The sequence below is a fragment of the Bordetella sp. MIP270_01_BMS genome (assembly GCF_054958705.1).
Genome location: NZ_CM143297.1, coordinates 2,722,153 through 2,733,770 on the forward strand (window position 1 = coordinate 2,722,153; position 11,618 = coordinate 2,733,770).

The window sequence follows — 11,618 nt, forward strand, 5'->3', positions numbered from 1 at the left end:
TGGAAGGCGGATGGTTATGACTTGCGGGACGTCCCGCGCTTGGCGGCCGGCTTGCGCGGCGCACGCTTGCGCGGAGCGGGACGGGACGGTTCGGGCGAGGTCGCGCCAGCAGCGGCGGCCGGCTCGGGCATGGTGGCGGCGGTTGCCGCCGCCAGCTGGTTGAACTGCTGCTGAAGCAGGTTCCACCAGGCTTGCGATGCGGTTTGCGCCGCCTGGCTGACCTGCTCAGCCGTGGGAGCGGACTCGTCCGGGGCGGCCGCGCTGTCCGATTCAGCTTCGGGGGCGGATTCGGCCTCGGCGGCTGGCGGGGGCTTTGTGGCGGTCGACGCAGGGGCGGGTTTCAGGCCGAGCGCGATTTCGAGCGGCGATGGATCGCCACCCGCCGTCGGACCGCCCACGAACGAACGCAAGGTTGCGATGGTGGCGCGCTGCACTTCGAGCCCCTGTATAGCGCTGCCGAGCATGGAAAGGTTCACGCGCAGCCAGCTTTCCACCGAGCGCAGTTCGGTGATACGGCGTTCGAGGTCTTCGAGGCTCATGGGCGGTGCCATGGGCAACGATTGGGCCAGGCCGGCTGGCCCCGCCACACCTGCCCAGGCCTGGCGCATCATTTCCATGCTGGCCAGCAATGGATTGCCGGCCATGTCGCCATTCTGCCCCATGCCGGGCAGTACGAAAGGGTTGGAGTTCGATCGGGATTCAGACATTCAGTCTCCAGGACGCGCTCGTCGACTAGCGCGGCAGCACTTGGCCGTTTTCGATGCGTACATGGTCGCCCGACGCATAGGCGAACGGTTGGGAACTATGGAAATTGCGCACGCTGCCGTCGTTCATGCGGACGGTCATCTCGTAATGCGTCACCGTCTGTTGCTGCTTGATATTACGCTCGATTTCATGACCTGCCAAAGCCCCGCCCAAGGCGCCCAGGACGGTCAGGGCATCTTTGCCACGCCCACCGCCGAATTGGTTGCCGACCACGCCACCCACCACGCCCCCTGCCACCGTGCCGATCACGTTATGGCCGCTGTTCTGGGCAGGCACCTGGATGGGGCGTACCGATTCCACCACGCCGCAATCGTGGCACGCGGCCGGTTTGGCTGCGGGGGCGGGCTTCGGCGTGCTTGCCGGCGATGCGGCGGCCACCTTGGCAGGCGGTGCCGCTGGCGGGGCCTGAGGGGACTCGAGCGGCGCGGTCGTCGCCGCTTCGTGGCTGGCGGAATCTGCCCATGGCGTTGGCAGCCAGCCCAACAGGGCCGCCACGCCTACGGCGCACAGGACGATGACCGACACTGCTGCGGCAGCCATCAATGGGTGCAGTCCGCGACGGGACTGTGCGCCCGATGCAGAAACGGATTGATTCATGATTGTCTCCCGATGAACGGTACGGCCCGTTGTATAGCATCTGCGCGCCGTATCGGCGTGTTGCGTTCGTGACCCTTTGCAAGACCGGCGAGTGTGATCGGTCTGCATTCTGGGACAATGGCCCGATGGATAAGCCGATTCCTTTACCCGAACTTGAACAGGCCATCAATTATTGGCGCAACCGCCTGCCGTCGCAAGGAGACGAGTCGCGCCTGTGCGCCGAGGCCGCGGCACTGGCGACGCCCTATGCCCTGATGATCATCAGCCAAAGGCGGGAGATCAGCCTGACCGAGCTGAGCCCGCTGGCGCTGGAGGCCTATCGCGGATGGCGGGCCGCTCATGGCGCCACCTGACTGCGGCTCGATACAGCGCGGGCAGGTCGGGGGCGGGCCGGTCTCGCCGAAGGCCCGCACGCACGGCAGCGCCTGTCGCGCGGTGCGGCCCCGGCGGGCCGCGAAATGCCGGAAAGCCCCACTCGCATGAACGCCGCCCGCTCGCGGGCACGCCGCCCGCTCGCGGGCACGCCGCGCGCAGGCCGGTTACGACCCGAGCAGGGCTTTGATATCGTGGGCCAGCGCGTCGGCGCCCAGGGTATTGCTGGCCAGCACGCGTGATTCACCCTTGTCGTCGAACAGGTAGAACGCGGCAGTGTGGTCCATGGTGTAGTTCTTGCCGCCGTCGGTGGGCACCTTGGCGTAGTAGGCCTTGAACGACGCCGCGGCCTGCTTGATCTGGTCGGGGGTACCCGTCAGTCCGAGAAAGTCGGAATCGAACGTCGTTACATATTGCTTGAGCACGTCGCCCGTATCGCGTTCGGGGTCGACCGTGATCATGACGACCTGCACGCGCTTGGCATCATCGCCCAGCTTCTGCATGACCTGAGAAAGCTCGGCCAGCGACGTGGGGCATACATCGGGGCATTGCGTGAAGCCGAAGAAAACCACGGTGACTTTGCCGGCAAAATCCTGCAGGGTGCGCGCCTGGCCATTGTGGTCGGTCAGGGCAAGGCTCTTGCCCAGCGCGGTGCCCGAGATGTCGTTGCCCTTGAAACTGGGGGCCGGTTCGCTGCAGGCGGACACGATGCCGGCCAGCGCGAGCGCCGCCGCACCGCGCAGCAACGCACGGCGGGAAAAATGGAACACGGACATGAAGCGGGGTCTCCGAGGTCAGGCCAGCAGGCCGGCCCAGTGGTCCATCAGCAAGGCGGCGAACAGCAGCGCCAGGTACAGGATGGAAAAACGGAACAGGCGGCGCGCCAGAGCGTCGCTGTACTCGCGATAGAGCCCCCACGCATAGGCGACGAACATGCCGCCCAGCACCAGCGCGCTGGCCAGGTAAAGCAGGCCGCTCATGCGGATGATATACGGCAGCGTCGTGGTGGCGACCAGCGCCAGGCTATACAGCAGGATGTGCAGCCGGGTGAACTGCTGGCCATGCGTGACGGGCAGCATGGGCAAGCCCGACTTGGCGTAATCGTGGTTGCGATAGAGCGCCAGCGCCCAGAAATGGGGCGGTGTCCAGATGAAGATGATGAGCACCAGCACCCAGGCCTCGGCCGGCACGGCGTCGGCAACCGCCGCCCACCCCAATGCGGGCGGCATGGCGCCGGACAGGCCGCCGATGACGATGTTCTGCGGCGTGCGCGGTTTCAGAATGACCGTATAGATGACCGCGTAGCCTACGAAGGTGGCGAAGGTCAGCCACATGGTCAGCGGGTTGACCAGGTGGTAGAGCACCAGCATGCCGGTGCCGCCCAGCAGGCCAGACAGCGTGATGACCTGCATGTCGGAAATCGTGCCGCGCGCGGTAGCGCGCCGCGCCGTACGCAGCATGCGGGCGTCGACTTCCTGTTCGATGAGGCAGTTGATCGCGAAGGCGGCGGCAGCCAGCAGCCAGATGCCGATGGTGCCAAATACCACCCGGCCGAGGTCGGGCACCCCGGGCACGGCCAGGAACATGCCGATAATGGCGCAGAACACCGCTAACTGCGTGACGCGCGGTTTCGTCAGCACCAGGTACTGGCGCAGGATTCCGGGTTGGGGGGCGGCAAGACTGGTCATAAGCGTATTTTAAACGTGCTGCGGTATGGGCGCCGTCGCCGGCGCAGACCCGGCTGTCGACAGGCGCACCATCATGACGACGCAGGCCAGCGTCAGACCCGCCGCGCCGCCATTGTGCAAAACGGCGATCAGCAACGGCCACTGGAAGAAGATGGTGGTGAGACCGGTGAACAGCTGCGCGGCCAGCAAGGCCAGCACCAGGGTGGCGGGCCCGCGCAGCGCAGCCTCGGCGCGCAGTCGCCAGGCCAGCACGCCCAGGTACGCCAACACGATAAAGGCAAAGTTGCGATGCACCCAATGGATGGCCGTCAAAGCATGCTGCGAAATCATCTCTCCGGAAGGCAATTCGCCCAAACCACGGATCACGGAAAAGCCGCCGCGAAAATCCATTTCAGGCATCCATTCGCCATGGCAAGTGGGAAAGTCCAGGCAGGCCAGCGCGGCGTAATTGGTGCTGACCCACCCGCCCAGGGTGATCTGCACCAGCAACAACAACATGCCGATCGCCAGCCAGGGCCGCCATCGCGATGCCTCGGGCGACAAAGGCAAGTGCGGACGTTCGCGCGCCGATAGCCAGGTTATCAGCGCGAGCAGCGACAGGCCGAACACCAGGTGCGCCGTGACGACGGCGGGCATCAGGCGATGAGTGACCGTCCATGCACCGAATGCACCCTGCACGCATACGGCAACCAGGGTCACGATGGCCAGCGTGGGCTTACGACCCAGTTCTCGGCGATATCGCCAGGCCATGAAGACGATGGCGATGATGAGCATGCCCAGGAATGCGCCGACATAGCGGTGGATCATCTCGATCCAGGCTTTGGACATGGTGACCGGCCCGAACGGCATGGCCTGCGCAGCCTCGTGGATGTCGGACCTGGCGCCCAGCGGCGTGACACTGCCGTAGCAGCCGGGCCAGTCGGGGCAGCCCAGGCCCGAATCAGTCAGGCGCACAAATGCGCCGAACATGATCAGGTCCAGGGTCAGGAACCAGGTGAAGAAAACCAGTCTGCGATATCGTTGCTTGATGCGGTCCATGATGAATACTGACTAGAGGCCAGGCGAGCCGGCATTGACGGGGCTGCCCTATCCGACGCGGGAGTTGTAGACCAGCTTGCTGATGTCCTTGCGCACCCGCACCCCGTCGGCGTCGGCGGGAAACTGCAACATCAGATTTCCGAGCGGATCGATGACCCAAATGGGATCGAGCAGGCTGGGCTCGCCGGCGGCCGTGTCGCGCGCGAGCAGGAAGCGCGCCAACTGGTCGGGCTGAGCCCGGACCATGACCGTGCCACGGTAGGCTTCGAGGACTTTCTCGGGCACTTTGGCGTCGTCGGTGATGAACCAGACGCGCATCAGGCGATCCACGTTCTTGCCCTGGCTGGCATGCGAGTTGCGCGTGATGAACAGCTTGCGCGCGCAGGCTTCCAGGCAGGTGCCCTCGCCCGCGCTGACCAGCAGCCACTTGCCTTTGAGAGACCGGAGGTCGAAGGGCTGGCCATCGAGCGTCGTGAGCTGCAGGTCCTGCGCCGCCGGCATGGGCCGCTGCGGATTCAGCAAGGTGCCGTAGTTGCTGGATTCTTCAGGCCACCACTGGGGGTTGTAATACATCACGAAGGCCCCCACGATTGGCGCAAGCGCGCACAGAAACACCAGCACCATCGGCAAGAGCGAGCGTTTCTTGGCAGTGGGGGATGCAGGATTGGATTCGGGTGCCACGGGGTGCTTTCCTGAGATTCGTCGTAGGGGGTATGGGTTGCCGGGTGTTCAGCGCGCGGCGCGGCCGCGCACGCCGCGCCAGGCCACCACCAGCCAGGCAATCGCGGCAATGGCGGCGAACGAGAACCACTGCAGTGCGTAGCCCTGGTTCTGGTCGTAGTCAATGGAAGGCTGGGGCCACTGGCGTACCAGAGTGTCGTCGCCGCCCGTCTGCATCAGTACTGCCGGCAGCAGGGACAGGCCCGTTGCCTGCGCGTAGGCCGCAAGGTCGAGATTCTGCACCTGCGGCACCCCACCGGCCGTCGGGAGTGTAGCGGGCAGTTGATCCTGGTGCGTATCGTCGAGCGACCACAACTCGAACAGGCGCGGCACATGAGGCGTCAGTTCGCCACTGACGCGCTGCACCCCCGAGGGCGTGCCCGGCAGCTCGGGGCTAGCCTGGCCAAGGTTGCGCGGCAGCCATCCGCGCAGCACCAGCACCGCGTCGCGCCCGGCGGGCTCAAGCAGCAGCGGCGTTGCCAGCCAGTACCCCGGGCGGCCTTCCTGATTGCGGTTCTGCAGGAGTACGCTGTATTGGTCGAGCCATTGCCCGTCTGCTTGCGCAGGACGCCACGCGTGCAGTTCCGCGGCGGCAGTGGAAGGGCTCAGCAGCAACGGCGGCTGGGCCCGGCCGGCCTCGATGGCGGCCTGCAAGGCACGCCGTTCGTCGGCGCGCCGCAATTGCCACGCACCCAGCGAGGCCAGTATGGCGACGGCCACGCCCAGCAGCATCAATGCTGCCAGGGTACGGCGAACTGAATGAGCCATGTCTGCAATAATTCCGTTTTACCCGGAGACCAACATGCGCGTATTCGTCATCCTGGCTTTCATCGGGATCCTGGCCAGTCTGGCATCCGCCCTGGTCTACCTGATGAAAGACAAGGGCTCTACCAGCCGTACGGTCAATGCCCTGACCGTGCGCATCGGGCTATCGGTAGCCCTGTTCCTGTTCGTGCTGCTGGCCCATCATCTGGGCTGGATCGATAGCACAGGCATTAGATAGGAACCGCGCCGGACGGTTCCTGGTTATTACATCACGCCATTAAAAGGCGACTTTCATGCGTGCGAATGCCCCCTGACGGGGGCATTCGGCATCTGGCGGGCAGTATCAGAACCAGTAGACGAACAGATACAGGCCCAGCCACACCACGTCGACAAAGTGCCAGTACCAGGCCGCACCTTCGAATCCGAAGTGGTTATCGGCGGTGAAGTGGCCACGCATCAGGCGGATGAGGATGACCATCAGCATGGTGGCGCCGACGATGACGTGGAAACCGTGGAAGCCGGTCAGCATGTAGAACAGCGAGCCATACACACCCGAGTTGAACTTGAGGTTCAGGTCGTAGATGGCATGGTGGTATTCATAAGCCTGACAGGCCACGAAGATGAAGCCCAGCAACACGGTGGCGGCCATCCAGAAGATGGTCTGGCCACGGTGATTGGCGCGCAGCGCGTGGTGCGCGATAGTCAGGGTCACGCCCGACGTCAGCAGCAGCGCGGTGTTGATGGTGGGCAGCCAGAAGGGGCCCATCGTCTGGAACTCTTCGACAATGCCGGCCGGCCCGAAGTTGGGCCATACCGCCTGGAAGTCGGGCCACAGCAGCAGGCGGTGGTCGAGATCGCCCAGCCAAGGCGTGGTGATGGTGCGGATGTACCACAGCGCGCCGAAGAAGCCGGCGAAGAACATGACTTCGGAAAAGATGAACCAGCTCATGCCCCAGCGGTACGACAAGTCGATACGCTTGCTGTTCAGGCCGGCCTCGGATTCCTGGATGGCGTCGCCAAACCAGAAATACAAGGATACGAACAGGCCCAGCAGACCCGCCAGCAACAACCACTTGCCCCAGCTGACGTCGTTGAACCAGGAGGCTGCCCCCAGGCCCATGGCCAACAGGGCCACCGCAGTGCGCACTGGATGAGCCGAATCCGCCGGTACGTAGTAGTACGGTGCCTCTTTACCTTGAACCGAGTGGCTTGCACTCATGGTCTTCTCCCTGGTACTGATTTGTTGAAATGCTTGCTGCTTACGACAGGCTGGCCACGGCCCAGCGGACAATCACTACCAGCAGCGTCACAAATAATGCCCCGGCCAGCAGCCCAGCCACGATGAGATGGATGGGGTTGAGCTTGCCGGAGTCTTCTTCGTAGCCCGCGCCGCGCCGCACGCCGAACATGCCCCACAGAACCGCTTTGAGCGTCTGCAGGAAGTTCGCCTTGCGGCGCGCTGCGTCGCGGATATCGTGCGTCATGGTTTCAGTTACTGGCCCAGAATGGCCGAACCGCGGTAGAACGTCCAGGCGAACAGGGCAATGATGATTGCCAACAGTATCAGCCCGGCGATCTTGTTGCGGCGACGTTGTTCAGGAGTCATGACAGCTTACCGTATCCCCGATTACTTCACTTCCGGCGGCGTGACGAAGGTATGGAACGGGGCCGGCGACGGCACGGTCCATTCCAGGCCCTCGGCGCCTTCCCAGGGCTTGGCCGAAGCCACGGCGCCCTTGCCACGGTAGCACTGCACCATGACGTACAGGAACAGCAGCTGCGAGATGCCGAACCAGAACGCCCCGATGGTTGCCATCTGGTGGAAGGTGGTGAACTGCCCGGCGTAGTCGGCGTAGCGACGCGGCATGCCGGCCAGGCCCAGGAAGTGCATGGGGAAGAAGGTGACGTTGAACGAAATCAGGGTCGACCAGAAATGCAGCTTGCCCAGCTTTTCGTTGTACATGCGGCCCGTCCACTTGGGCACCCAGTAATAGGCGCCAGCGAACAGGGCGAACAGCGAACCGGCCACCAGCACGTAGTGGAAGTGAGCCACCACATAGTAGGTGTCGTGCACCTGGATGTCGATCGGGGCCACCGACAGGATCAGGCCGGTGAAGCCACCCATCGTGAACACGAAGATGAAGCCCACCGAGAACAGCATGGGGGTTTCGAAAGTCATCGAGCCGCGCCACATCGTGGCCACCCAGTTGAACACCTTCACCCCGGTGGGGATGGAGATCAGCATGGTGGCGTACATGAAGTACAGCTGGCCCGTGACAGGCATGCCGGTCGTGAACATGTGGTGCGCCCACACGATGAACGACAGCACGGCAATGGCCGAGGTGGCGTACACCATCGATGCGTAGCCGAACAACTTCTTGCGCGCGAAGGCGGGCACGATGGCGGACACGATGCCAAAGGCCGGCAGGATCATGATGTAGACCTCGGGGTGCCCGAAGAACCAGAACACGTGCTGGTACAGGACCGGGTCGCCGCCAGCGGCCGCGTTGAAGAAGCCGGTACCGAAGTGGCGGTCGGTGAGCAGCATGGTGATGGCAGCGGCGAGCACCGGCATCACGGCGATGAGCAGGAAGGCGGTGATCAGCCAGGTCCAGCAGAACATCGGCATCTTCATCAACGTCATGCCAGGCGCGCGCATGTTGAGGATGGTGACGATGACGTTGATCGCGCCCATGATGGACGACGCGCCCATGATGTGCACCGCGAAGATGGCCAGGTCCATGCCGGGGCCCATCTGCGTCGACAGCGGGGCGTACAGCGTCCAGCCGGCAGCCGTGGCGCCTCCCGGCACGAAGAACGATGTGGTGAGCATGATCGCGGCAACCGGCAGCAGCCAGAAGCTGAAGTTGTTCATGCGCGCGAAGGCCATGTCGGATGCGCCGATCTGCATCGGGATCATCCAGTTGGCGAAGCCCACGAACGACGGCATGATCGCGCCGAACACCATGATGAGGCCATGCATGGTGGTGAACTGGTTGAACAGCTCTGGCTGGAAGAACTGCAGGCCCGGCTCGAACAGCTCGGTGCGCAGCAGCAGAGCCAGCAGGCCGCCTTCAAGCAGCATGACGAACGAGAAGATGAGATACATCGTCCCGATGTCTTTGTGGTTGGTGGCGAATAGCCAGCGACGCCAGCCGGTGGGGGCGGCGTGGTGGTCATCGTGCTCGTGACCGTGGCTGTGGCCAGGCGACACGTGGTCTACAGTGGCGCTGCTCATGATGGACTCCTTCCTGCTAATTGCCGGTCTCTGTCCAGGAGGCCGGCAGATGTCTCTTGACGGGTTCTGCTAACAGGGGATGGGGGTTGCGCGATCAACGCGCAGCCACGACATCCTTGGGCTGTACCACGGGATCTTCGCCCTTGCCGGCATTACTCCAGGCATGGCGCGTATACGTGACGACCGCGGCGATCTCGACATCATTCAGCTGCGTACCGAAGGCAGCCATGGCCGTACCAGGCCGGCCGTGCAGCACGACGTCGATCTGCGGACCTTTCGGGCCCAACACGGTCTTGTCACCTTCGAGCGCGGGGAACGAACCAGGAACGCCCTTGCCGTTGGCCTGGTGGCAGGCCACACAGTTGGCAGCGTAGACCTTCTCGCCGCGCGCGACCAGCTCTTCCTGGGTCCACTCTTTGGAGGGGTCGTCGGCATTGGCGGCGAGTTTCTGCTTCTGCTCTTCGACCCATTTGTCGTAGTCTTCTTGCGATTTGACTTCGACCACGATGGGCATGAAGGCGTGGTCTTTGCCGCAAAGCTCGGCACACTGGCCACGGTACACGCCGACTTTCTCGGCACGGAACCATGTATCGCGCAGGAAGCCGGGAATGGCGTCCTGCTTCACGCCGAAGTCGGGGATCATCCACGAGTGAATGACGTCGGCAGCGGTGAGCACGATGCGGACTTTCTTGTCGACAGGCACGACCAGGTTGTTGTCGACTTCCATCAGGTAGAACTCACCCTTGGGCTCGTCGCCTTCGATCTGGGCACGGGGCGTGGACAGGGTCGACAGGAATTTCACGCCTGCGGCAGGGCCATCGACGTATTCGTAGCCCCACTTCCATTGATAGCCGGTGACCTTGATGGTGAGGTCGGAGCTGGAGGTGTCCTTCATGGCGACCACGGTCTTGGTGGCCGGCAGCGCCATGGCGATGACGATGATGAAGGGAATGACCGTCCAGGCGACTTCGACGCCGAGGTGCTCGTGGAAGGTGGCGGCCTTGTGCCCGCGCGACTTCCGGTGCGCCCAGATGGAATAGAACATCACACCGAACACGCCCAGGAAGATCACCCCACAGATGATCAGCAGCAGCCAGTGCAGCCACATGATTTCGTGCGCGATTTGTGTCACGCCTTCATGCAAGTTGAGCTGGTTGACCTTCGGGCCGCCGGGCATGTCTTTTACCTGCGCGTTGGCGACACTGCCCAAGAGCAATGCACAGGCGCCCAGTATCCCTCTCCACTTCTTCATGCTTACCTCGAAACACGGCGCGGGCGTTTCCGCGAGCACTTGGCAGCGCAAGCGGAATACACGCAATTTATTAGACGGCAGGTGCAACCCCGGCCGACGGCCGGCTACCCCACTCGAATCACAAAGAAACCGCAGAATTATAGCGGACGCGCAATGTTATGTAATTTGGCCCTCTTGAACCCTGGCCCGATGCCCCCATTTGGCGCCGCCCCACCAAGGCCCTGAACTAAAATCCCGCCATGCCGAACCCGCCCCTTTCCGACGACCCCGCGCTGCTGGCCGCGCTGTACACCCAATTGGCCGAGCGCGTGCAAGAGCACCCGCCCGAACTGGCCACGCCGCTATACGTGGCTGACCGCTGCTGCGGCTGGGCCACCCACGCCGCCTGCGACGCCGTCGGCCGTCTCGGCAGGGTGCAGGTACAGCCTGACGCCTTGCGCATCGGCCCCGGCATGGCGCCCGGGCCCGAACTGGATGCGCTGCTGGCGAACGTGGCAAGCGCCCTGCGCGAGGCCGACTGTCTGCGCGGCTGGCGCAATGAACTGCTGGACGTAACCGCCGGCACAGAACGGCTGGGCGCCATCGAGCGCGCCGCCGTAAGGCCATTGGGCCTGCTCACCAGGGCGGTGCACCTGAATGCCTGGACGCCCGACGGCCGCCTGTGGATCGCGCGGCGCGCGCTCAGCAAATCCACCGACCCCGGCATGTGGGACACCCTGGTGGGCGGGCTGGCCAGCAGCGGCGAAGACCTGGAACAGGCATTACTGCGTGAATGCGCCGAAGAAGCGGGCCTGGCCGCCAGCGTGCTGACGCAGCGTTCTCCGCTGCGCACGATCCTGCGCATGCATCGCCGCTTGCCCGAGGGCTATCAGGTCGAAGAATTGATGACCAGCACCTGCGTATTGCCGGAAGGCGCCCGTCCGGCCAACCAGGACGGTGAAGTCATGGAAATCGTCCATGTCGACGTGGACGAAGCGGTTCAGCGCATCGAGGCGGGCGAATTCACCGTCGAGGCGTCACTGGTCATCCTTGAAGACATCGCGCAGCGGCGCGCGCTGGGCCGGGACTAGCCCCCGAGGCCGGCGTACCCGCCAACGCGTCCCGGCGCCGTCCGCCCGCTGGCCGGCAGGGCCCCCGCCGGGCCGGCGGCCGGGGGCCGGGGGCCGGGGGCCATACGACCGCT

The 11,618-nt window shown here is 64.2% G+C and carries 15 protein-coding genes; 3 read left to right on the forward strand and 12 right to left on the reverse strand.

What is annotated here, in order from left to right; genetic code table 11:
* Window positions 1-14 precede the first annotated feature (14 nt).
* Window positions 15-707, reverse strand: a complete 693-nt coding sequence (locus tag ACV17W_RS12705) for a PhaM family polyhydroxyalkanoate granule multifunctional regulatory protein (RefSeq protein ID WP_462592688.1) — start codon at window positions 705-707, stop codon at window positions 15-17.
* A 25-nt stretch (window positions 708-732) separates the two neighbouring features.
* Window positions 733-1,362, reverse strand: a complete 630-nt coding sequence (locus ACV17W_RS12710; RefSeq protein ID WP_462592689.1) for a glycine zipper 2TM domain-containing protein — start codon at window positions 1,360-1,362, stop codon at window positions 733-735.
* A 125-nt stretch (window positions 1,363-1,487) separates the two neighbouring features.
* Here ACV17W_RS12710 and ACV17W_RS12715 point away from each other — a divergent pair, with 125 nt between their 5' ends.
* Entirely contained in the window at window positions 1,488-1,715 is a 228-nt protein-coding gene (locus ACV17W_RS12715; protein WP_462592690.1) for a DUF3717 domain-containing protein, read from the forward strand.
* A gap of 186 nt (window positions 1,716-1,901) precedes the next feature.
* Here ACV17W_RS12715 and ACV17W_RS12720 read toward each other — a convergent pair whose 3' ends face one another.
* The 5 genes from ACV17W_RS12720 to ACV17W_RS12740 form a co-directional block, all read right to left on the reverse strand.
* Entirely contained in the window at window positions 1,902-2,510 is a 609-nt protein-coding gene (locus ACV17W_RS12720; RefSeq protein WP_462592691.1) for an SCO family protein, read from the reverse strand.
* 18 nt (window positions 2,511-2,528) lie between these two features.
* Window positions 2,529-3,422 (reverse strand): heme o synthase, encoded by an 894-nt coding sequence (gene cyoE, locus ACV17W_RS12725; protein ID WP_462592692.1) that lies wholly within the window; start codon window positions 3,420-3,422, stop codon window positions 2,529-2,531.
* A gap of 9 nt (window positions 3,423-3,431) precedes the next feature.
* Window positions 3,432-4,460 carry a COX15/CtaA family protein gene (locus ACV17W_RS12730; RefSeq protein WP_462592693.1) on the reverse strand — a complete coding sequence of 343 codons (1,029 nt, stop codon included), beginning with the start codon at window positions 4,458-4,460 and terminating at the stop codon, window positions 3,432-3,434.
* Between the two features lie 48 nt (window positions 4,461-4,508).
* A complete protein-coding gene (locus ACV17W_RS12735; protein WP_462596542.1) occupies window positions 4,509-5,084 on the reverse strand; it encodes an SCO family protein in 576 nt (191 codons plus the stop codon).
* Window positions 5,085-5,189: 105 nt separating this feature from the next.
* On the reverse strand, window positions 5,190-5,948 hold the full coding sequence (locus ACV17W_RS12740) for an SURF1 family protein (RefSeq protein ID WP_462592694.1): 759 nt from the start codon (window positions 5,946-5,948) through the stop codon (window positions 5,190-5,192).
* 34 nt (window positions 5,949-5,982) lie between these two features.
* Between ACV17W_RS12740 and ACV17W_RS12745 the strand changes: the two genes are divergently transcribed.
* Complete coding sequence (locus ACV17W_RS12745) at window positions 5,983-6,183, forward strand: twin transmembrane helix small protein (protein WP_462596543.1); 201 nt, start codon at window positions 5,983-5,985, stop codon at window positions 6,181-6,183.
* A gap of 105 nt (window positions 6,184-6,288) precedes the next feature.
* Here the strand turns inward: ACV17W_RS12745 and ACV17W_RS12750 are convergent, their stop codons facing one another.
* The 5 genes from ACV17W_RS12750 to coxB form a co-directional block, all read right to left on the reverse strand.
* Window positions 6,289-7,164 carry a cytochrome c oxidase subunit 3 gene (locus ACV17W_RS12750; protein ID WP_462592695.1) on the reverse strand — a complete coding sequence of 292 codons (876 nt, stop codon included), beginning with the start codon at window positions 7,162-7,164 and terminating at the stop codon, window positions 6,289-6,291.
* 40 nt (window positions 7,165-7,204) lie between these two features.
* A complete protein-coding gene (locus ACV17W_RS12755; protein WP_462592696.1) occupies window positions 7,205-7,429 on the reverse strand; it encodes a DUF2970 domain-containing protein in 225 nt (74 codons plus the stop codon).
* Between the two features lie 8 nt (window positions 7,430-7,437).
* Window positions 7,438-7,551, reverse strand: coding sequence for a cytochrome oxidase small assembly protein (locus ACV17W_RS12760; RefSeq protein WP_462592697.1), 114 nt, complete (start codon window positions 7,549-7,551; stop codon window positions 7,438-7,440).
* 21 nt (window positions 7,552-7,572) lie between these two features.
* Window positions 7,573-9,183, reverse strand: a complete 1,611-nt coding sequence (gene ctaD / locus ACV17W_RS12765; protein WP_462592698.1) for a cytochrome c oxidase subunit I — start codon at window positions 9,181-9,183, stop codon at window positions 7,573-7,575.
* A gap of 94 nt (window positions 9,184-9,277) precedes the next feature.
* A complete protein-coding gene (gene coxB / locus ACV17W_RS12770; RefSeq protein ID WP_462592699.1) occupies window positions 9,278-10,435 on the reverse strand; it encodes a cytochrome c oxidase subunit II in 1,158 nt (385 codons plus the stop codon).
* Window positions 10,436-10,674: 239 nt separating this feature from the next.
* Between coxB and ACV17W_RS12775 the strand changes: the two genes are divergently transcribed.
* Entirely contained in the window at window positions 10,675-11,505 is an 831-nt protein-coding gene (locus ACV17W_RS12775) for an NUDIX hydrolase (RefSeq protein WP_462592700.1), read from the forward strand.
* The last annotated feature ends 113 nt before the right edge of the window (window positions 11,506-11,618 follow it).